The organism is Mesorhizobium sp. WSM4842, assembly GCF_055901575.1.
This window is the reverse complement of sequence record NZ_CM148372.1, coordinates 3,080,130-3,100,726: the sequence shown is the minus strand read 5'-3', so window position 1 is coordinate 3,100,726 and position 20,597 is coordinate 3,080,130. Positions and strand designations below refer to the sequence as shown.

The following is a 20,597-nucleotide window of genomic DNA, read 5'->3' as shown; positions in this document are numbered from 1 at the left end:
GACGGTTAATCGAAGATGAATTTCCCGGGGACAACCCTTTGCTGCTCCGCTCCACGCTCATCTATGCCCCGGCGATCCTGCTGACGCGGATTTCCGCGCTGCTCCTGCTGGTCATCGTGACGCGGTTGATCGATCAGACCGAGTATGGCCTGCTGACCCTGGTGGTGACCGTCGGCGAAATGACCGACATTGCCGTCACCAACTGGCTGCGCATCGCTTTGCTCAGGCTTGGCGGCAAAGGCGACGTCAGCCGCGGCAGCCTGATGCTGGCCGGGCGGGTGTTGCTTGCCAGCACCGCACTGGCGCTGATTATATCCGTGGTCGCCTCCGCAGTGATCGTGCCGGAGCGCTGGGTCGGGTTCGCGATCGCCGTCTGCAGCTACCTGATCGCCGGCTCCATCGGCCGCTTCGCGCTGACGGTGCTGCAGATGCAGCAGCGTCATTCGGTCTATTCGATGCTCGAGTTCCTGCGCGCCGTGCTGCAACTCGCGCTGCCGATCGGCGCCATCGTCATGTTTCAAGACTCCTTTCTGACGGTATCGCTCGGCTCGAGCCTCGGCGTTTTAATCGCCGGTATCGTGGCGGGCCTAATGGCATCCCGACGCGTCGTTGCCGGTCCGCCACGCTTCACCCAAAAGGAGTTCTTCGTCCTCGGTGTGCCCCTGGTCATCATGGCGCTGGTAGGCTTCGGCCTGCACAGCGCCGAGCGTGTGTTCCTCAAGATCTACTACGATGCCGGCGCAGTGGCGATCTTCGCGGCCGCCTACGCACTGGCCCGCCAGCCCGTCGACATGGTCGCCAACTCCATCAACATGGGCGCCTTTCCCGAGGTGGTCAGCCGGTTCGACGACGACGGGCCTGCGGCGTCGGGCCGGCTGCTGTCGCAATTGATGGCCTTGATGATCCGCCTTTGCCTGCCGGTTGCGGCAATGCTGGTCGCACTCAGCAGCGATATCACGCAACTCCTGCTGCCCTCCGAATATCACGGTCGTTTCGGCCTGCTCTTTCCGATCATCGCCTTCAGCGTGCTGTGTGCCAATCTCGCAAGCTTCGTCTATGGCACCGTGGTGCATGCGCACAAGCGTCCGTGGCTGCTGATCATCGCCAATTCCTTCGGCTCGGTGGCGACAATCGCACTGTCCGTGCTGTTGATCCCTCCAATGGCGGAGGTCGGCGCTGCTTTAGCGCTGGCGGGCGGATCGCTGGCAGGCCTTTTAGCCTGCATCATCATCAGCGAACGGCTCACGCCGGTGCCGGTGCCATGGCGCGACATCGGCGTTTCGGTCGCCATCTCGCTCAGCACGGGGCTGGCCGCCAGCCTTGCCAGCGCTCTGCTCGGTGATATGCCGGCCATCTTCTCGCTCGTCGCCGGCGGCACCGCTGGCGCAGTGGTTTTCTTCGGGCTGACCTGGCTGTTCTACCCTGCCGCCGCGATGCAATTCGTAGCCAAGCTGAGGGCGCGGCTACGGCTCGCATAGACCCGCGATGGCATTTTGAATTTGCCGTTCGGACCGATGCTGTAGCCCCAGGCGGTCGCCCTGTTTGCTGGGGAAATCGCTACTTAAAGATCGACCTTTCGGCGTCCCCGACGGTCCCTTAGCTCCCGGCACAGCAGCGCTGCGTAGGCAGTGTTGGTGTCATAGTAGCGGCGCCACAAGCGTCGCGGCTCCTGTGCCACGCGAAACAACCACTCCAGACCGGCCGCCTGAACCACTCTTGGCGCCCGGGCAACCTTGCCGCCATAGACGTCGAAACTGCCGCCCACGCCCATGACGAAACTCGGGGTGAGTTCGTCACGATAGCGCTTGAGAAAGCGCTCCTTGCGCGGCGTCGGCATCGCCACCAACAGGCAGTCGGCGCCCGAGGCGTTGATCGCCTCGACGATGCCGGCCTCGTCTTCCGGTTTGAAATAGCCATTGCGCATGCCGGCGACGACGAGGCCCGGATGATCCCTGGCAAGTCTCATTCTAACGGCATCGAGAACGGATTGTTCGGCGCCCAGGAGGAAGGGCCTGAAGCCACGATTCGCGCAGAGGCTCAACAGATTGATCATGATGTCGACACCCGCTACCCGCTCCGGCAGCGCGACACCGCAAAGACGCGCGCCCCAAAGCACGCCGATGCCGTCGACGTTAATCACATCCGCCGTCGCAACATCTTCCCGCAGCTCGGTATTGTTGCGCATGTTCACAAGCTTGGCGACATTCACCACCACATGATGCAGCGGCCGCCGCAGGGTCATCGCCTCATCGGCGATGGCCAGCGTCTCGGCCATGGTCAGCGCATGGATCGGCGCGCCAAGGAACTTCCGACGCCGCGATGCCAACAGGCGATGCTGCGCCCATGCTGGGTCGTGCGCGGTCATGCGGCCTCCTCTGCATTTTCAGGAAGTGCCAGGTGTTCGATCGTCGATTTCTTGCCTTCGATGCGGGCGTCGGGCTTGCGTGCTTTGCGCCAGGTCCACAAACCCCTTGTGTCGATGAGCTTCTTGTCCTTGAGCGCTTCGGGATCAACCAGATTAAACTGCCGATGGTCGACCAGCAGGACGACGATGTCGCACCGGTCGATGGCGGAAAGCGCATCGGTGAAGACGATGCCCTTGCCCTCGAGCTCATGCGGCAGCCTGTGTGCGTTGGGTTCAGCCGCAATGATCTTCAGGTTGGGAATATCTGACAAAAGCTTCACCACCTCGACGGCCGGGCTCTCGCGCATATCGTCGATATTGGGTTTGAAGCTGAGGCCAAGACAAGCGATCGTCTGCTTGCGGGACGGGTCGAGCAAGGCTTGTATATCCCTGACCACCGACAAGGGACGCTCGGAATTGATCCGGCGCGCCGAAGCCATCAGCCGCGTGCTGTTAGGCGCGGCGTCGATGATAAAATATGGGTCGACCGCAATGCAGTGGCCGCCAACGCCCGGGCTCGGCTGGAGGATGTTCACGCGGGGATGCCGGTTAGCGAGATCGATCACCTCCCATACGTTGAGCGACAGATCCTGGCACACCGCCGCAAGCTCGTTGGCAAAGGCGATATTGACGTCGCGGAACGCGTTCTCGGTCAGCTTCACCAGTTCCGCGCTTTCGGCCTGGGTCGTGAACAGGTCGCCGGCAACAAAGGTTGAATAGAGTGCCGCGGTGCGTTCCGACGACTTGCGCGACAGTCCGCCGATCGAGCGATCATTGTTGATCAGTTCGGTAAGGACCTTTCCCGGCAACACGCGCTCAGGCGAATAGGCGACCAGGACATCGGCCTGTTCGCCATGCACAACAGGAAATTTGAGGTCGGGCCGCAACTCGGCAAGCAGTCCCGTCATGATACGCGTCGTGCCGACCGGCGATGTCGATTCCAGCACCACAAGGTCTCCCCGCTTCAGCACCGAGGCGATGCTTCGTGCCGCCGCGAGCACATAGCTCACGTCAGGCTTGTGATCCTCGGTCATCGGGGTCGGCACTGCGATGATAAAGGCGTCCGCCGGCTGCGGCGTACTGAAAGCCCTAAGCTTGCCGTTGGCTACAACCTTCTGGATCAAACCATCGAGGTCCGGCTCGACGATGTGGATTTCGCCGCGATTGACCTTCTCGACCACCGCTTCGTTGACGTCGACGCCAATGACGTCGAGCCCGCGACTGGCGAAGATGGCACAGGTCGGCAGGCCGATATAGCCCATGCCGATAACGGAAACGGTCTTGATCTCAGCCATGATGCAGCAGTTCCTCAACGATCCGGTTACCGGCCCGGCCATCGCCATACGGGTTGTGTCGTTCCGCCATGCCGCGATAGGCGGCCTGATCGTCGAGCAGGCTGTTGGCATTCAACAGGATTTTTTGGATATCGGTGCCGACGAGACGGGCGGTGCCCGCCGCGATCCCCTCGGGCCGCTCGGTATTCTCACGCATCACCAGCACCGGCTTGCCGAGCGAAGGCGCCTCCTCCTGCACGCCGCCGCTGTCGGTCAGCACCAGATAGCTCTGCTTCTGCAGAAACAGGAACGGCAGATAATCCTGCGGGTCGACGAGATGGATGTTCGACACGCCGCCCAGTTCTGCGTTGACCACCGAACGCACATTGGGGTTGGGATGGACCGGATAGACGATCTGCACGTCGTCGCGCATCGCCAGCCCCTTTAGCGCCGTACAGATACGATGGATGCCGCCGTCGAAATTCTCACGACGATGTCCGGTGACGAGGATCATTTTCTTGGCGGGATCGAGGAACGGGAAGCGGGCGGCGAGTTTTGCGCTCATCAGATTGTCGGCGTCGATCGCGCCGGAAAAATGCAACAGCGTGTCGATCACCGTATTGCCGGTCACGAAGATGCTGTTCGCAGCCTTTCCTTCGGCGATGAGATTGTCGCGCGCCTGGACGGTCGGTGCGAAATGCCAGGTCGCGATGTCGCCGGCAATCTTGCGGTTCAGTTCTTCTGGAAAGGGAGAGTTGATGTCGTGGCTGCGCAATCCTGCCTCGATGTGGGCGACCGGGATGCGCTTGTAGAAGGCAGCCAAAGCCGCAGTCATCGCCGTGGTCGTGTCGCCCTGCACGAGGACGATATCGGGCTTTGCCTTGTCGAGCACTTCGGCCATGCCCAGCAGCACGCGCGAGGTCACGTCGAACAATGTTTGGCCGGGTTCCATGATGTTGAGGTCGTGATGCACCGGCAGGCCGGTCAGTTCAATGACCTGGTCGACCATCTCGCGATGCTGGCCGGTGATGCATGTCTCGGTAACGAAACCTGGATGGGCAAGCGCGGCACGCACCACCGGAAAGCATTTGAGCGCCTCTGGCCTCGTGCCGAACACGATCAGCAATTTTTGCCTGGATGGCAGTTTCGGATGTGAAAAGACGTTCATTGCTGATCCTGGTCGCCAGGGGGCGTCGCGACCTGCTGATTATTCGCCACAAGAGCTGTAATAGCGGCAGAAGCCGCCTTCGTGACCTTAAATCTTAATATATGATTAACAGCCAAGCCCACGATCTCCCCAGTAACTCTTATGAAAGCCTAAACCGGTAGGTAACCTGGCACAGTAGTCTTGAAAAAGAACATATTCGATTGAGTAATATTTTAATTATCGGCCACACTGCCGGATCTCGGCGCTGGGAAAATGAGCTTCTGGTGCGGTTGAACGCAGCGGGTCACGTGGTTTCGAGCAGCCGCGCGGCGACGCCTGCGCCGCTCGCACGCGGCCTGGATATTGTGCTGGCGATCGAGAGCCGGCGCTTCGGTCCCTCATTGGCAAGCCGCTCCGAGCCGTTGCCGTCTGGCGGTTCTGGTCCAGCCGACCTCGTAATCGATCTCACCGGCACTGCCGCACGACGTGGCACGCCGGTTCTGACGCTCGAATTTTGCGGTCACAGCACCTTCCCCGCTGGGGTGGCCGAGATGCTGGCGAGCGGGCGATTGCCGGAACTTGCCGCTCGCCTCGATGGTGTCACAGTCGCCCGGGGGCGACCGATGCTCAGCGATCGGCTCTGGCTATCTCGCAGCTGCAACGACCTGCTCGCCGGGGCCATCTCGCTGGTTGCGCAAAGCGTCGCCCGTTTTTCCGCGGGCGAAGTTGTGCCAGTTGCCGATGGCCCGGCGCCGATCCTCAGGAACGGCGGTTTTGTCCGGCATTATCTGCCCATTTTCTGCAAGGGGTTGGTCGATCGCGCCGTGCAAAAACTCAGACTTGGACGGCGCCCCTTCTATTGGCAGGTTGCCTATCGGCTGATCGACGGGCCAGGTGTCGCCGAAACCGGGCAACTCGACGGTACGCCGTTCACCGTCCTCGCGGACGATGGCCAGCGATTCTATGCCGATCCATTCGTCCTCGAGCGGGATGGCCGCCACTATCTGTTTGTCGAGGAATTTCCCTACGCTATCGGTCGCGGCGTGATTTCTGTCGCCGAACTGGGTGACGACGGCACCTTCGGTGTGCCGAGGGTGGTGCTGGAGGAAATGCACCACCTGTCGTATCCGCAGGTGTTCGCTCAGGCCGGCGAGATTTTCATGATTCCTGAAAGTGCGGCGGCGCGCGAGCTTGTGCTCTACCGCGCCGCGCAGTTTCCCGATCGCTGGGTACGCGATACCGTGCTGATGACGGACAAGGATTTCAATGACGCCACGCTGCTCGAATCGGATGGGCGCTTCTGGCTGTTGGGGACGGAGCGGTTCGGTTACGGCAGCGCGTCGGATACGATGACGGTCTATTCCTCACCCTCGCTGCGCGGGCCGTGGGTTGCGCATGCGCTCAATCCCATCGCCGTCGATCACTCGGCCGCTCGGCCCGGCGGCGCCTTTATTCGCCAGGGTGACGCCGTAGTTCTGCCGGTGCAAAACGGGTCGAGAGCCTATGGCGGCGGTCTCGGGTTGATGCGCCTGGACCGGCTTGACGATTTCGACGTCCGTTTTGCGCCGCCCCGCCCGATCGGCCCGGGGCCGGCATGGCTCCGCACGGGCATTCACACGCTTAATCGCGCAGGCAATGTCGAGGTTGTGGATAGCGCCGGCTGACGCGTCCGGAGGTTGCGCTTAGTCGAGCCGATCCAGTTTCGGCTCGGATGCAACCGCGGCCGAAGAAATGCCCTTCGGCTGCTTTCTATACGGCGCGTTTCTATAGGCAAGCAGCAGCACCACGATGATCGCGATCTCCGGCGATTTTGACGAGAGCGCGTTGTTCGACAGCGCAGCAAGCAGGAACGTCATGGTGCCGATCCATGCCGGCAGCGGCGCCGCGCGCAGCAGCCGAAAAAGGAACCAGAATACCAGCACGATGAAGAGCACGGCTATGGGCAAGCCGAAGAGCATGATGATGACCACCGGCGCGCTCTCGATGTAGGGCAGATGCAGCTTCTCGTTGACGATCGCCAGCAGGTCGTCGACGTTCATGCCGAACAGGATGTCTTTCCAGCTAACGAGCCCGAACACCTGGTAGATCGTCACACGCGCCATGAAATTTTCGTCAAAGATCGTGTTGCCGAATCGATTCAGCAGCCCGCCCGAAAACAGTATGGCCACCAGCACTGCGCCGCCCGCCAGGGCGAACAGCAGCACGACGGACTTGGCCTGCCGCTGATGTTTGAGAGTCAGGCGCGGCCAAGGCACGAACATCAGCAGAATGAGGGTTTCTGCGGCAGCGAGCATCAGCGCGGCGCGAGCGCCTGAGGCAGCACAACCGACGAGCAATACGAAGATCGCCAGTACCCGCACCCATATGCGCCAGCGCGTCAGCGGCACGAATCCGATGGCTGTGGCGCAGAGCGCGCCCAGTGCCAGCGGGTGCGCCGACAGGCCGATTGGCCTGAACTGCAGTTCGTTGAGACCATAAGGCAGAAATCGATGTTGAGTCACCGCTTCGATCGTGCCCATCACCGCGCTGACGATCACCATTCCAAGCACGATGTCGCCCAACGCCCGCCGCACTTCCGCGTTCAAGGCCAGCATCAACAGGCCTGCGGCGCCCGCCACCAGATAGGTATCGATGATGAACCCGGAGGAGCCCGCACGGCCGGTGACGAACAGATACGGCACCAGCGCGAAAATCAGCGCGGAATAGAGCAGCAAAGCCTTGAATATTCCAATTTCGTCGCCCTGCAGCAGAAACGGTCGGCTGAAAAGAACGAAAGGAAGCAGCAGAAAGATAGCATAGGTGCCGAAATGCAGTTTCTCGTAGAATGATCCACCGTCGGCCGTATAGTCGACGACCATGTTCATGATCTGCGGTGACACCGTGAAGCGGAGCAGGAACGCGAACGCAGCGCATAGGAAAAACAGAAGCGACAGCGCGTTCTGACGGCGCGCCTGGCTGGACAACAATCGTTCCGATGCGGCAGCGGGATAGCTCATGGCCCATCCAAGTGGAGGTACTCAAACCGCATTCTGGCCAACGAAATCCATGCAAGGGACCGCCGAACAGACGCGGTGCGTGACTCGGCAAAATATGCCAACTTGGAAAATGACATGTTAACGATCTTTCTGTAGTGCTGGCCCGCAAAGCGAATAACCAGAGTTAGCACCATGTCCGCCGCTTCCGGCACAACCCCTCCCTCTGCCGCGGATTCCGATATCAGCGCACTCGAGCGGATCGCCAATGCGCGGCGCGCCAGCAGGGCAAGGCTGCAACAGGATGCCCCAGTCATGGCACGCACCCCCGCCCCTGTCACTCCGCACACGCCCGAGCCTGTCCCGACGGTGACGCTCGACAAGATCGGCGATTTCCTTGAGCTCGATTTTCGACGCCTGTTTGTCTGGCTGCGTACTGGGCTCGTTGTGGCATTGATGCTGGCAGTGGCCGGCGGCGTCATCGGCGCCGCCTATGGGTTGCTGAGCAAACAGCGTTATACCGTTACGACGGAAATCCTCATCAATCCCGCCAATTTGCAGGTTGTGGAAAACGATCTCTACTCGCAACCGGGGCAGGTCGACAGCCAACTGCTCAACGCGCGCAGCAAGCAGCGCATCTTGACCTCGGGCAACGTGCTTGCACGTGTAGTGGACGAACTCGGTCTGGCCAACGATCCGGAGTTTTTAGACCCGGACCAGAGCGCCGCCACGTCTGGTGCTGCAGCGAGTGGAGGCAAGTCCGATCCGAAGCTTATCGCCCAGAAAAGCCTGGCGGAGCGGGTCAGCGTCGCTGCAGACGAAACCTCGTTTGTCACAACCCTCGCGGTATCGGCAGAAACCACCGGCAAGGCGATCCTGATCTCGCAAGCCATAGTGAAGGTTTTCCAGGAAGAACTGGCCAAGGCCGAAGCTGCTGGTGCCAGCCGTGCCGCCGCTGCTCTCGAGAGCCGGCTCGGCCAACTCAAGCGCGACGTGCAGGCGGCCGAAGAGAAGGTCGAGAGCTACAGGCGCAGCCACAATTTGTCCTCCAGCAATGGCCAGCTTGTCAGTTCGCAGACGATGACGCAGCTCAATAGCGAAATTGGACAGGCGCAATCGCGCGTCATCGCCGCGCAGGCAAGTTACGATGCCTTGGTTGCCTCCGGTGTCAATGGAGCCAATCCTGACCCCGCGGTTTCGGCAGCGCTCGCAGCACTGCGCGACAAGGCAAATAGCTTGCGGCAGCAAATCGATTCACAGTCGATGACCTTTGGTCCGCGCCACCCGACGATTGTCCGGCTGAGGACAGAATTCGAAACCGTCGGTTCTCAACTCAGGGCGGAGTTCTCCCGCACGGTCGGCACGGCAAAAGCCAATCTGGATAAGGCCAACGCCTCATTGGCTTCTCTCAGCGCCAAAATGAACGATCTGAAGAGCAATGTTTTCACCGACAGCGAGTCCCAGGTCGCCCTGCGTGAGCTTGAACGCGATGCCACGTCGAGGAGGACGGTCTATGAAAGCTTCCTGGCTCGCGCGCGCCAAATCACCGAGCGCGAGCAGATCGACACCACGAATGTACAGGTGATTTCCACCGCAGTGCCGCCAAAGGGGCGCTCGTGGCCGCCCCGCACCCCGCTGACGGCAGGCCTGGGAGCGTTCGCTGGCTTTGCTCTAGGCATGCTGCTCGCCCTTGCCATGGGAATAGTGCGCGACGTGCGCCAACCGCCGAACCGATCAGGCATCGACGTCAGCCGAGCCTGAATCCAGGCATGGCGAAGCGCATTGTCTTTCACATCGCCAGTCTCAGGGGCGGCGGCGCCGAGCGTGTCTTCGTCCTCATGGCGAATGAATTGGCATCGCGTGGCCACGATGTCACACTTTTTACCTGGAACGCGGAAGGACCTAACGCCGCGCTGCGCTCCCCTGCCGTGCACCTGGTCGATTTCGACCTTCCCATCCGAGGCGAGGGTTACGGCAAGTGGGCGACGCTGAAAGGCATCGTGCGAAGCGCACGTTTGTTCAACCGCCTTGGTCCGCATGCGGTCTATAGCGCCCCGGAATTTGCCAATCTGGTCGTGGCGCTGGCGCTTCTCCTGGCGCGAAGCCGAGCGCGGTTCTTTCCAAGCTTCCACGCAGCGGCCTCACTGCCTTCCAGCAGCCTTGGCGCGAGAATAGCGGTCTGGCTTTCCGCTCTGGTTGCAGCGCGTGCAACCAAAGCCATCGCCGTCTCAGTGGGTGTCGGCCGCGACATTGCGGCCCGCGGCTTTCCTCAATCCAAGGTTGTCGTCATCAACAACCCGCTGCCGCCGGCTGCGGCGCTCCAGCAAGATTCCTATGCATGGCAGGCAACGCTGGAGACCATGGGTGGTGGCCCGGTCATCGCCACCGCCGGGCGCCTGGTGCCGGTCAAGGATCATCGGACCTTGCTGCGGGCTTTCGCTATCCTGCGCGCCGGCCGCCGCGCTCGGCTTGTCATCTTCGGCGAAGGTCCGCTGGCTGCCGAGCTGCGCGCCTATGTCCAGGAATCCGGTATTGGCGCCGATGTGCTCTTTGCTGGCTACGTCAACGACCCCGCGGCCTGCTATGCCGCAGCCGATCTGTTCGTCCTTTCCTCGACGAGCGAGGGGTTTGGCAATGTGTTGGTCGAGGCCATGGCTGCTGGTGTCCCGGTAGTCTCCACAGATGCGCCACATGGCCCGCGCGAGATTCTCGGTGACGGGCGTTTTGGCGCCTTGGTGCCGGTCGGCGATGCCGCGGCCCTGGCAAAGGCTATGGCTGATATGCTGGATCACCCCACTTCTGCCGCCATCCTGAAAAACAGGGCAGCGGATTTCGAAGGTGAGAAGATCGGCGATCTGTACGAAGCGCTGCTCTAGCCAGGGAATTTCGCGCTGCGTTCGTTGAGGCAGCGCTATCGCCATTTGCGTCGATGGATCAGCATCAGTGCATCGCCGTTGACCGGCCGAGCAGGATGGGTGTCAGATACATTGGAATCTGATAGCAGCCGATGAAGGGGAGCAGCGGGTCGGTCACCGCGGCAGGAAGCGCGGGCGTAGGACCGCATGGCGATTCGTTTTTAACGGAGTGTTCGAATGAGACATGTGTGGCGTTGGTTCGGCCCGGTCGACAAGGTGACGATCGCGGATGCGCGTCAAGCCGGGGCGCAAGGCATCGTCTCGGCGCTTCACCACGTTCCTCACGGCGCCGTCTGGCTGCCCGCCGAAATCGAAAGACGTCAGCGCGAAGTCGCGTCTTTGCCGGATGGAAGCGCAAGCGATCTGAACTGGGAGATTGTCGAGAGCCTGCCGGTTTCCGAAGCGATCAAGACGCAGGTCGGCGAGTGGCGCAGCCATATTGCCAACTACATTACATCGCTGGAAAACTTGGCGCGGGCCGGCATTTCGGTCATCTGCTACAATTTCATGCCCGTGCTGGATTGGACGCGCACCGATCTTGCCTGGCGCCTGCCGCATGGCGGCACCACCATGCGCTTCGATCTGATCGCCTTCGCCGCATTCGACATCCATATCCTGAAACGCCAAGGGGCGCTCGGCGATTACACACCGGAGATCCTCTCCGAGGCGGAGCGGCGATACGCGCAGATGGATGACGGTGCGCGGAAGATCCTGGCGAGAAGCGTCAATTCCGGTCTGCCAGGTTCGACCGAAGACACGTCTCTCGACGGTCTCGCGGCTCAACTGTCAAGTTATGACCGCATCGACGCAACAACCCTGCGCCGGCATTTCGTCGAATTCCTGGCGGAGGTCGTGCCTACGGCCGAACGCCTCGGCCTGCGTCTCTGCTGCCATCCCGATGATCCGCCGTTTCCGCTGCTGGGCCTGCCGCGCGTCATGTCGACCGAGGCCGACTACAGGTACATTCTGGACGCAGTCGACAGCCCGGCCAACGGCGCGACACTGTGCACGGGATCGCTCGGCGCAAGACCGGATAATGATCTGCCCGGCATGATCGAGCGGATGGGACCAAAAATCCACTTCGCGCATCTGCGCAATGTGCGCAAGGAAGCGGCCGGCACCCCCTGCTCTTTCCACGAGGACGAGCATCTTGCCGGCGACACCGACATGGTGGCGGTGGTGGCGGCGCTGATCCACGAGGAAGCGCGGCGCAAGAAGGAAGGACGCCAGGACGCCGTCATCCCGATGCGCCCCGACCATGGCCAGGATATCCTCGATGACCTGACGCGTGGGGCCCAGCCCGGCTATCCGGCCATCGGTCGGCTCAAGGGATTGGCCGAACTTCGCGGCGTCGAACATGCCATTCGAAAGTCGACAAGAGCTTAATTCGCCGCGGGTCGGCCTCGCCCCCGGCCCATTTTGCGCGGACGGTTGTACATAATCGCAGTTTGCGGTTTCAGTCTGATTGCAATCCGCTAACATGCGCTAGTTATTGGTCCATCCACAGCCGGTATTGAGAGAAACTCTAGGCAGCGGTTGGGAATTCATATCCTGGGAGGAAATCACGATGAGAAAGTTCGCCGCCGCTCTGGCCGCAGCGGTCACGCTGTATTCGTTCGCCGCGGGCGCGCAAACCTATCCCGAACGCACCATCACCGTCGTGGTGCCGTTTTCGGCCGGCGGCCCGACCGACACGGTCACGCGCCTCGTCGCGGAAGCCATGTCGAAGGATCTCGGCCAGCAGATCATCGTCGAGAATGTCGGCGGCGCCGGCGGCACGCTGGGCGCCGGTCGCGTCGCGCAAGCCGATCCCGACGGCTATACTCTGCTCCTCCATCACATCGGCATGGCGACAAGCGCGACGCTATACAGAAAGCTCGCATACGACACGCTGAACAGCTTCGAATATGTCGGCCTCGTCACCGAGGTGCCGATGACCATCGTCGGCCGCAAGGACCTCGAGCCGACCGATCTGAAGGGGCTGGTCGACTACGCCAAGGCCAACAAGGATACCGTCACCGTCGCCAATGCCGGCATAGGCGCGGCCTCGCATCTGTGCGGCATGCTGTTCATGAGCGCCATCGGCACCCCTCTGGTCACCGTGCCCTACAAGGGCACCGGGCCGGCCATGACCGATCTTCTCGGCGGTCAGGTCGACATCATGTGCGATCAGACGACCAATACCACCAAACAGATCCAGGGCGGCACGATCAAGGCTTACGCCGTCACCTCGCCTGAACGCCTCGATGTTCTGCCGGACGTCCCGACAACGACGGAAGCGGGTCTCCCGGAGGTGCAGGTCGGCATCTGGCACGGCCTCTACGCGCCCAAGGGGACGCCGGCCGAGGTCACCGAGCGCCTGTCGAAGTCGCTTCAGGTCGCGCTGAAGGACCAGAATGTCGCCGCCCGCTTCGCCGAGCTCGGCACCAAGCCGTCGTCCGAAGCAGACGCGACTCCGGCCGCGCTAAAGGCCAAGCTGGAAGGCGAGATCGCGCGCTGGAAGCCGATCATCGAAGCCGCCGGCCAGTACGCCGACTGAGGTTTTGAACGGGCGCCACCAGCGCCCGTTTCGCTTAGGCCCTGTTTTCGCATTGCACCGGCGCGCCCGCGGCACGGGCCTGGGAGGACGTCATGAAACCTTTCACGATCGACACGACCAACGGCATATGCGCCGCGCTGTTCATCTTTCTCGGTGGATTTTTCGCGCTGCAGTCGCTCGACCTCGAAATCGGCACCGCCTTCCGGATGGGACCGGGCTATTTCCCCCTGGTGCTGGCAATCGTCCTGATCCTGCTTGGCGTCGTCATCCTCATCGAAGCGGTGCGCTTCGAGAGCGAGCCGATCGGCCATGTAGCCTGGCGCGGCATGCTGTTCATCCTCCCTGCCCCGATCTTCTTCGGCCTGACCGTGCGCGGCCTCGGCTTCCTCCCCTCGATCTTCCTGACGGCGCTGATCGCATCCTTTGCCAGCGGCCGCATGAGGCCGCTGACCGCGCTCGTGCTCTCCGCCGGCCTGACGCTGTTTGCGTTCCTCGTCTTCAGCTATGCGCTCGGCCTGCCGTTCCGGCGCTTCGGCCCGTGGTTGGCAATGTGAGGCGATGAACATGGAACTCCTCGACAACCTCGGGCTCGGCTTTTCGACGGCAACAACGCTGGTAAACCTCGGTTTCTGCCTGATCGGCGTCCTTCTCGGCACGCTGATCGGCGTCCTGCCCGGCATCGGCGCCACCGCGACCATCGCCATGCTGTTGCCGATCACCTTCCAGATTGGCGACCCGGTTTCCTCCCTGATCATGCTCGCCGGCATCTATTACGGCGCGCAGTATGGCGGCTCCACCACCGCCATCCTCATCAACATGCCCGGCGAATCCTCGTCAGCCGTCACGGCAATCGACGGCTACCAGATGGCCAAGAACGGCCGCGCCGGGGCGGCACTCGCGATCGCGGCGATAGGCTCGTTCTTCGCCGGCACGGTGTCGACCTTCCTCGTCGCCATCTTTGCCCCGCCGCTGACGGCGATCGCGCTGCAATTCGGTGCTGCCGAGTATTTTTCGCTGATGATCGTCGGCCTTGTCTCGTCCGTCGCGCTCGCCCACGGCTCGATTGTCAAGGCGCTGGCGATGGTCGTGCTCGGCCTGCTGCTCGGCATTGTCGGCACCGACATCTACACCGGCACGCCGCGCTTCACGCTTGGCATCAGCGAATATGCCGACGGGCTGAATTTCGTCGCGGTGGCGGTCGGCGTCTTCGGCGTCGCCGAGATACTGCGCAACCTCGAAAACGAGCACGAGCGCTCCGTGATGATCCGAAGTGTCTCCGGCCTGATGCCGACCCGCGAGGACTTTCGCCGCATGGCGGCGCCCATCGTGCGCGGAACCATCATCGGTTCGGCGCTCGGCATCCTGCCTGGAGGCGGCGCGATCCTTGCTGCCTTTGCCTCCTACACGGTCGAAAAACGCATATCGAAAAACCCCGGGGAATTCGGCAAGGGCGCCGTCGAAGGCGTCGCCGGACCGGAATCGGCCAACAATGCCGGTGCGCAGACCTCCTTCATTCCGATGCTGACGCTCGGCATTCCGGCCAACCCGGTAATGGCGCTGATGATCGGCGCGATGATCATCCAGGGTATAGTGCCCGGGCCCAATGTCGCGATCGAACAGCCGGCGCTGTTTTGGGGCATCATAGCCTCGATGTGGATCGGCAATCTGATGCTGATCATCTTGAACCTGCCGCTGATCGGGCTTTGGGTAAAACTCCTGACGATCCCCTATTACGTGCTCTTCCCGATCATTATGGCGTTCTGCTCGATCGGCGTTTACAGCGTCAACACCAACATCTACGACCTTTACGCCGTCGCCTTCTTCGGCTTGCTCGGCTACCTCCTGACCAAGCTGCGCTGCGAACCCGCGCCGCTGCTGCTCGGCTTCGTGCTCGGCCCGCTCCTCGAGGAAAACCTGCGCCGCGCCATGATTCTCGCGCGCGGCGACCCGAGCACCTTCGTGACGAGACCGATCAGCGCCGGCCTGCTTTTCATCGCGTTCGCTGTCCTCGTCATCGTTTTCCTGCCGGCGGTCAAGAAGAAGCGCGAAGAGGTATTTGTGGAGGAGAATTGAATTAGCGAGAGTCACGCGGCCGCCTGTCGACCGGCGCGGCCGCCGATGCGGGCCCCGGTTTCCGAATCGAACAGAAAGACGGCGGTGTCCTGGAAGGTGATGCCGATCGGCTCATCCATATCGTAATGCGCCGATTTGTCGGCCTTCACGGTTACGGTGGCCCCACCGAACTGGCAGGTGATCAAGGTATGGTCGCCGATCAGTTCCACAGCGTAGACCCGCGCCGCGATCTTGCCCTCCGATGGGCCGGTGACCCGGCAATCCTCGGGCCGGAGGCCGGCAGTGACCTTTTTCCGGCTTTCGGCGACGCTGGTCGTAAATCGCCCTTCCGCGCAGGCGAAGGTCCCCTCGAGCAGCTCGCCCTGGAGAAAATTCATCGGCGGCGAGCCGATGAAGCCGGCGACGAACAGGTTCGCCGGATCGTCGTAGATCTGTCGGGGCGTCGCGATCTGCTGCACGACGCCGCGGTTCATGATGGCAACACGGTGAGCCAGGGTCATGGCCTCGATCTGGTCGTGGGTGACGTAGATCGTCGTCACGCCCAGATCGGCCTGCAGGCGTTTCAGCTCCGAGCGCATGTGGCCGCGCAGCTTGGCGTCTAGATTGGAGAGCGGCTCGTCCATCAGGAAGACGCTCGGCCGCCGCACCATGGCGCGGGCGAGCGCGATGCGCTGCCGCTGACCGCCGGAAAGCTGCCGCGGATAGCGGTCGAGGAACTCCTCAAGGTGGACCTTGACGGCGGCGCTGCGGACGGAGGCGTCGCGTTCGGCGCGCGGCACGCCCCGCAGCTTCAGCGGATATGCGATGTTCTCCGCTACCGTCATGTGCGGATAGAGCGCGTAGGACTGGAATACCATCGCCACGTCGCGATATTTGGGCAGCACGTGGGTGACGTCGCGGTCGCCGATGAGGACGCGGCCGGAACTCACCGATTCAAGCCCGGCGACCATGCGCAGCGCCGTCGTCTTGCCGCAGCCCGAAGGGCCGAGCAGCACCAGGAACTCGCCGTCCTCGATCTCCAGGTCGAGCCCTTTGACCACCTCGACCGCGCCGAAGGACTTGTAGATATCGGACAGCGTGACCCGCATATCGACTAGCCCTTCACTGCGCCGACCAGCAGCCCGCGCGCGATGTGCTTCTGCAGGATGCTGGAGATGACGATCACGGGGGCGATCATCACGGTGATCAACACCGACATGTTCCACCATTGCGGCCCGCGCGTCGTGTTCTGCGCCGATACCAGCACCGGCATCGTCTGCGCATCGACATTGGAAAGGAACAGGGCCAGCAGATACTCGTTCCAGGCAAGGATCAGCACCAGCAGGAAGGTCGCGACCAGGCCGGACCGCACCAGCGGCAGCGCGATGGTGAAGAACACGCGGAACTTGGAGGCTCCGTCTATCTGTGCGCTCTCCTCAAGGTCGAGCGGGATGCCGGCGAAGAAATCACGCGTCAGCCACACGACGATCGGCAGGTTGATGGCGGTGTAGGTGGCGATCAGCGCCACCTGTGTGTCAAGCAGGCGCATCTGCTGGAACATCACATAGATCGGCAACACGGCGACGATCGGCGGCATGATACGGTTCGAGATGATCCAGAACTCGATGTCGTTGTTGCCGACCGCAAGCTTCGTGCGTCCAACGAGCGTGAACAGCGCAATGATGAAGAGAGCGGCCGCCACGACAATGGCGATCTCCCACCGCACGCCGAAAGTGGCCACCGCCACGATGATTGCGGTGAGCAGGATCAGGAAGATTCCAACGGCGGCGAGCTTCACCTGAAAGCGGATACGCACGAGAGCGTAGGCCGCCAGCGAACCGATCAGGACGGCGAGCACCGTGCTGCCGAACGCGACAACGACCGAATTCATGTAAGGGCGCAGCGTGTAATTCTGCACGAGCATGAAATGCCATGCCTGCAGCGAGGGGGCAAAGTCGACGAACGGGAGATAGAACGGCCCATTGTCGACCTCGCCAGGCCCCTTGAAGGAGGTGATCAACACCCAGTAGAGAGGAACCACCACAACCAGCGCCCACAGGAACAGCAGCGCATAGGTCACGACCCTGGCGACCGGCGCCTGGCTGTCGATCGAAGCCGGCTCGAACAGCCGGCGCGCCAGTGAGCGCGGCTCGGCGCTCATGCTTCGAACCGGCGCGCCGGCCGGACCACGAAGTTGAAGAACGAGACGCATACGATGGTCGAGATGAAGAGCAGCATGTAGCCGATAGCGGCCGAGCCGCCGAGATCCTGGGTGCGCCAGGAAATGAAGGAATGGAGCGTCATCGATTCCGTCGCTAGACCGGGGCCGCCGCCGGTGAGCACGTTCGGCAGGTCGATGATCTTGAAAGCCTCGATCAGCCGGATCAGCACGACGGTAGCGGCAATCGGCGCGATCGCCGGCCAGGTAATGTCGCGAAAAATCTGAAAGCCGTTGGCGCCGTCGAGCCGCGCCGCCTCGACCTGATCGCGCGGCTGGTTCTCAATGGCCGCCAGCAGCACGATGAACATGAACGGCGTCCACTGCCAGGTGTCGCCGACCAATACCATCAGCCGTGCCGACCAGGCCTCCGTGGCCCACGACCACTCGCTGATGCCGAAAGCGCGCACGAGCGGGGCGAAGGGCCCCTTCTGCATGTCGGCGAGCATGCGAAATGTGTAGGCGATGCCGACCGGGGTCACCATCAGCGGGATGAAGAAGAGGACACGAAAGAAATTCCGGCCGCGGATAGGCTGCCCGCACAGGAGCGCAAGGCCCAGCCCCAGTGCGAACTGCACGGATACGCCGACGAACACGTAGAGAAGCGTGTTGACGACAGTCCCTGGCACACCGCCAGGCGCCATGGTGGCCAGCGCAAGTACCGCCAGGCCCATAGCCATTGCCGTCGCGAGAAGGCGACCAACCGTGCCGACGATGGTCGGCCTGCCACGCCGGAGATAGCGGGCGAGAAGAAACAGCAGCCCTGCCGCGATCAATACCAGCACCGCGGATTGGACAAAGCCGAACGTGCCGAACTTGCCGAGCAGGTGATACTGCTGCGAGCCGACCAGCAGCTTGCGGAAGTTCAAAAGTCCGATGAATTTCAGCGTGAATCCGCCCGACGCGAGCGCAAAGCGCGAAAGCGCGAGATAGGCCGAGATGATGAGCGGAAAAATCGCGAAGCAGAGAAGCACGATGACGGCTGGCAGCACCATGATCCGGCCCGAGTGACCGTCCAGCCATTCGGCCCAGCTACGGCGGTCGGCAGCTTCTGGCATCGTGTCGGTTGCGGTCATCATAACCCGGGAAAGTGTGGCAGGCACGAGACCCGGCGCGGACCGATGCCACGCCGGGTCGATTGCTTGATGCCTATTTGGCGCCGATAGTCGCCTTGTAAAGTTTGAGCTGCTCGTCTTTGCCAATCTCTTCGTTCAGCTCATTCCAGCCTTCCTCGACCGCAGCGACGGTCGCTTCCTTGTCGATTTCGCCGGCGAGGAAGCGCGAGACCGCCTCGTCGAGCACGACCTGCTGGTACTTCTGATTTTGCGGAATGCGCAGGTCGAGGATCATGTTCGGGCTGCTCATGCTGTCATTGATCGCGCCCAGGTAGACTTTGGCCTCCTCCTCGCTCATCCCGGCCTTCTTCCAAAGGTCGCTGTAGCCGAGCTGCGAGGTGCGATACGGGTTGAAGCCGGTGCCGCCGACGGTCACGTCGGCGTTCGACTGTGCCGGCTGCGTCATGAACGAGAAGTACGCGTAGGCGGCGTCCTTTACCTTCGGATCGGCCGCCGCGTTGATGCCGCCGCCCCAGCCGCCAAAGGCGGCGAACGGTGCATGGTTCACGCCGTCGATCGCGTGCGGGCAGTTTTCTGCCGTGCAGGCCTCAAGCTTGCCGGTATCCCAGTTCAGGACCTCCTTGGATCCGGGCATGATCGCCGCGCCCCATTTGCCCATCACCTTGGACTGCGCCGGATCGATCGAGATCGTGCCCACATCACCCCAGTCGAGGTTCAGCGCGCAGCGGCCGGAAGCGAAGAGCGGCCTTGTATCGCTGACGTCGAGGTTCAGTTCGTCCGGCGGGCCGTACTTGGTCGATTCAGACAGGAAGTCGAGCGCCTTGCGGAAGGCGTCGTTGTTGACGAGCGGCGTCATGTCCTTGGTGTTGAAGAAGGTGCCCTGGCTGGTTCCCTTGGACTGGGTCATCGAGCCGACCACATCGGTGACGAACCAATAGCTCTGCGCGTTGCGCTTCTTGGCGATGCACGAGCCGAAATCCGGCGTGCCGTCGCCGCTCATGTCCTTGCCATGCGTGGCCTTGGCGACTTCGAGATACTCGTCCCAGGTTTTCGGCACCGCCAGGCCGGCCGCTTCCAGCACGTCCTTGCGGTAGTACATCATATGGAAGTCGCCATCGAGCGTGATCATGTAGGTTTTGCCGCTGTACTTCTCGGAGAAGTCCCGGAAGAACGCGCCCACATCCTCCTGCTGGATGTCCTTGTCCGCCTCGACCCGCGGCGTCAGGTCCTCGAGGTAGCCGCCGGCAATGTAGTCGACCATCCATTGCGGGGCGAACACGCCGGCGTCGACCGAGTTGGTGCCGCTCGCCCAGTCGGTGAGAATCTTTTGATAGAGATCCGAGAAGGGCACCGCGATGACATTGATCTTGGCGCCGGTGAGCGCTTCGAACTCGGGCGCGCGCCTCTGCAGCGGTTCCTGAATCGCACCGGTCTGCGTAATGACGTTCACGGTAACTCCCGCAAACGGCTTGTCCTGGGCAAAGGCAGGCGCGCCAACCAGCGCGGCAAAAGCCGAAAAGCCGGCCAGAAAGACCCCAATTCTCATCAGACTTCCTCCCGTGTTGACCGGGACTTGTTCCTGCGAAAACCAAGCCGCCGGTATCTCCCGTCGGCTGCCGTCGCCAGAGCACGGCACCAACGCTCCTCAAGCACAATATCGGCATCGCGCAGCGAGTCCAGTGCCTTGCCGCTAGGGAAGCTGAGGTGCCCAGCGGGGCTTCCGCGCTACGCCCAAAAGCATGCCTCGGGCGTGACCCTGGGCTGCGCAGCGGCTTTGAGCGCGCCGACGGGAGACCGCTAGTTGCTCTGCGCAGGGGATTTGGTTTTTTGACTGACCGTCGCGCTGCCGGCCGGCCTGCAGCCACTATCTCTGACGCTGGAGATTAGCCACACGCTACTACACTTTCGTCATCCTAGGGCGAAGCGAAGGGAAGTTTCGGGCTAATCTCCAAGTTTCCGTTCCACTGAACGAAATGATTGACGTTCGCTGCCGATCGCCG

At 62.2% G+C, this 20,597-nt stretch carries 16 protein-coding genes; 8 read left to right on the top strand and 8 right to left on the bottom strand.

Translation table 11 applies throughout. The annotated features are described in order from the left end of the window. Positions 1–38 precede the first annotated feature (38 nt). On the top strand, positions 39–1,478 hold the full coding sequence (locus AC0NIE_RS14955) for a lipopolysaccharide biosynthesis protein (protein WP_473485538.1): 1,440 nt from the start codon (positions 39–41) through the stop codon (positions 1,476–1,478). Between the two features lie 83 nt (positions 1,479–1,561). On the opposite strand, the gene AC0NIE_RS14950 is transcribed toward AC0NIE_RS14955, so the two are convergent. From AC0NIE_RS14950 to wecB, 3 genes are read right to left on the bottom strand one after another with little or no spacing between them, the layout of a single operon-like run. Continuing rightward, positions 1,562–2,365, bottom strand: a complete 804-nt coding sequence (locus AC0NIE_RS14950) for a WecB/TagA/CpsF family glycosyltransferase (protein WP_473485537.1) — start codon at positions 2,363–2,365, stop codon at positions 1,562–1,564. Next, on the bottom strand, positions 2,362–3,699 hold the full coding sequence (gene wecC / locus AC0NIE_RS14945) for a UDP-N-acetyl-D-mannosamine dehydrogenase (RefSeq protein WP_473485536.1): 1,338 nt from the start codon (positions 3,697–3,699) through the stop codon (positions 2,362–2,364). Before wecC ends, AC0NIE_RS14950 begins: the two co-directional genes overlap by 4 nt. After that, a complete protein-coding gene (wecB, locus tag AC0NIE_RS14940) occupies positions 3,692–4,846 on the bottom strand; it encodes a non-hydrolyzing UDP-N-acetylglucosamine 2-epimerase (RefSeq protein WP_473485535.1) in 1,155 nt (384 codons plus the stop codon). The genes wecC and wecB overlap by 8 nt, the downstream gene beginning before the upstream one ends. Before the next feature lie 263 nt (positions 4,847–5,109). On the opposite strand from wecB, the gene AC0NIE_RS14935 reads away from it, so the two are divergent. Continuing rightward, positions 5,110–6,489, top strand: a complete 1,380-nt coding sequence (locus AC0NIE_RS14935) for a glucosamine inositolphosphorylceramide transferase family protein (RefSeq protein ID WP_473485534.1) — start codon at positions 5,110–5,112, stop codon at positions 6,487–6,489. Positions 6,490–6,507: 18 nt separating this feature from the next. Here AC0NIE_RS14935 and AC0NIE_RS14930 read toward each other — a convergent pair whose 3' ends face one another. Then, the gene (locus AC0NIE_RS14930; RefSeq protein WP_473485533.1) at positions 6,508–7,821 is read right to left on the bottom strand and encodes a VpsF family polysaccharide biosynthesis protein; all 1,314 of its coding nucleotides are present in this window, start codon (positions 7,819–7,821) and stop codon (positions 6,508–6,510) included. Positions 7,822–7,992: 171 nt separating this feature from the next. Between AC0NIE_RS14930 and AC0NIE_RS14925 the strand changes: the two genes are divergently transcribed. The 6 genes from AC0NIE_RS14925 to AC0NIE_RS14900 all read left to right on the top strand — a co-directional run bounded on the left by AC0NIE_RS14925 (position 7,993) and on the right by AC0NIE_RS14900 (position 15,324). After that, the gene (locus AC0NIE_RS14925) at positions 7,993–9,558 is read left to right on the top strand and encodes a GumC family protein (RefSeq protein WP_473485532.1); all 1,566 of its coding nucleotides are present in this window, start codon (positions 7,993–7,995) and stop codon (positions 9,556–9,558) included. Positions 9,559–9,566: 8 nt separating this feature from the next. Continuing rightward, positions 9,567–10,673, top strand: coding sequence for a glycosyltransferase (locus tag AC0NIE_RS14920; RefSeq protein WP_473485531.1), 1,107 nt, complete (start codon positions 9,567–9,569; stop codon positions 10,671–10,673). A 216-nt stretch (positions 10,674–10,889) separates the two neighbouring features. Then, positions 10,890–12,098 (top strand): mannonate dehydratase, encoded by a 1,209-nt coding sequence (gene uxuA / locus AC0NIE_RS14915; protein WP_473485530.1) that lies wholly within the window; start codon positions 10,890–10,892, stop codon positions 12,096–12,098. A 181-nt stretch (positions 12,099–12,279) separates the two neighbouring features. Beyond that, entirely contained in the window at positions 12,280–13,251 is a 972-nt protein-coding gene (locus AC0NIE_RS14910) for a tripartite tricarboxylate transporter substrate-binding protein (protein WP_473485529.1), read from the top strand. 92 nt (positions 13,252–13,343) lie between these two features. Continuing rightward, the gene (locus tag AC0NIE_RS14905) at positions 13,344–13,805 is read left to right on the top strand and encodes a tripartite tricarboxylate transporter TctB family protein (RefSeq protein ID WP_473485528.1); all 462 of its coding nucleotides are present in this window, start codon (positions 13,344–13,346) and stop codon (positions 13,803–13,805) included. A 10-nt stretch (positions 13,806–13,815) separates the two neighbouring features. Next, positions 13,816–15,324 carry a tripartite tricarboxylate transporter permease gene (locus tag AC0NIE_RS14900; RefSeq protein ID WP_473485527.1) on the top strand — a complete coding sequence of 503 codons (1,509 nt, stop codon included), beginning with the start codon at positions 13,816–13,818 and terminating at the stop codon, positions 15,322–15,324. 11 nt (positions 15,325–15,335) lie between these two features. Here the strand turns inward: AC0NIE_RS14900 and AC0NIE_RS14895 are convergent, their stop codons facing one another. From AC0NIE_RS14895 to AC0NIE_RS14880, 4 genes are all read right to left on the bottom strand, one after another. Next, positions 15,336–16,412, bottom strand: coding sequence for an ABC transporter ATP-binding protein (locus AC0NIE_RS14895; protein ID WP_473485526.1), 1,077 nt, complete (start codon positions 16,410–16,412; stop codon positions 15,336–15,338). Positions 16,413–16,417: 5 nt separating this feature from the next. Further along, the gene (locus AC0NIE_RS14890) at positions 16,418–17,464 is read right to left on the bottom strand and encodes a carbohydrate ABC transporter permease (RefSeq protein ID WP_473485525.1); all 1,047 of its coding nucleotides are present in this window, start codon (positions 17,462–17,464) and stop codon (positions 16,418–16,420) included. Beyond that, positions 17,461–18,579, bottom strand: coding sequence for a carbohydrate ABC transporter permease (locus tag AC0NIE_RS14885; RefSeq protein ID WP_473485524.1), 1,119 nt, complete (start codon positions 18,577–18,579; stop codon positions 17,461–17,463). Before AC0NIE_RS14885 ends, AC0NIE_RS14890 begins: the two co-directional genes overlap by 4 nt. A 91-nt stretch (positions 18,580–18,670) precedes the next feature. Continuing rightward, positions 18,671–20,143: an ABC transporter substrate-binding protein gene (locus AC0NIE_RS14880; protein ID WP_473485523.1), complete on the bottom strand. Its 1,473-nt coding sequence runs from the start codon at positions 20,141–20,143 to the stop codon at positions 18,671–18,673. Positions 20,144–20,597: the final 454 nt, after the last annotated feature.

Coding starts and splice junctions, on each gene's coding strand:
- AC0NIE_RS14910 (WP_473485529.1), top strand. CDS start 12,280: ATGAGAAAGTTCGCCGCCGCTCTGGCCGCAGCGGTCACGCTGTATTCG.
- AC0NIE_RS14920 (WP_473485531.1), top strand. CDS start 9,567: ATGGCGAAGCGCATTGTCTTTCACATCGCCAGTCTCAGGGGCGGCGGC.
- AC0NIE_RS14925 (WP_473485532.1), top strand. CDS start 7,993: ATGTCCGCCGCTTCCGGCACAACCCCTCCCTCTGCCGCGGATTCCGAT.
- AC0NIE_RS14890 (WP_473485525.1), bottom strand. CDS start 17,464: ATGAGCGCCGAGCCGCGCTCACTGGCGCGCCGGCTGTTCGAGCCGGCT.
- AC0NIE_RS14900 (WP_473485527.1), top strand. CDS start 13,816: ATGGAACTCCTCGACAACCTCGGGCTCGGCTTTTCGACGGCAACAACG.
- AC0NIE_RS14905 (WP_473485528.1), top strand. CDS start 13,344: ATGAAACCTTTCACGATCGACACGACCAACGGCATATGCGCCGCGCTG.
- AC0NIE_RS14885 (WP_473485524.1), bottom strand. CDS start 18,579: ATGCCAGAAGCTGCCGACCGCCGTAGCTGGGCCGAATGGCTGGACGGT.
- AC0NIE_RS14950 (WP_473485537.1), bottom strand. CDS start 2,365: ATGACCGCGCACGACCCAGCATGGGCGCAGCATCGCCTGTTGGCATCG.
- AC0NIE_RS14880 (WP_473485523.1), bottom strand. CDS start 20,143: ATGAGAATTGGGGTCTTTCTGGCCGGCTTTTCGGCTTTTGCCGCGCTG.
- AC0NIE_RS14930 (WP_473485533.1), bottom strand. CDS start 7,821: ATGAGCTATCCCGCTGCCGCATCGGAACGATTGTTGTCCAGCCAGGCG.
- AC0NIE_RS14895 (WP_473485526.1), bottom strand. CDS start 16,412: ATGCGGGTCACGCTGTCCGATATCTACAAGTCCTTCGGCGCGGTCGAG.
- wecC (WP_473485536.1), bottom strand. CDS start 3,699: ATGGCTGAGATCAAGACCGTTTCCGTTATCGGCATGGGCTATATCGGC.
- wecB (WP_473485535.1), bottom strand. CDS start 4,846: ATGAACGTCTTTTCACATCCGAAACTGCCATCCAGGCAAAAATTGCTG.
- uxuA (WP_473485530.1), top strand. CDS start 10,890: ATGAGACATGTGTGGCGTTGGTTCGGCCCGGTCGACAAGGTGACGATC.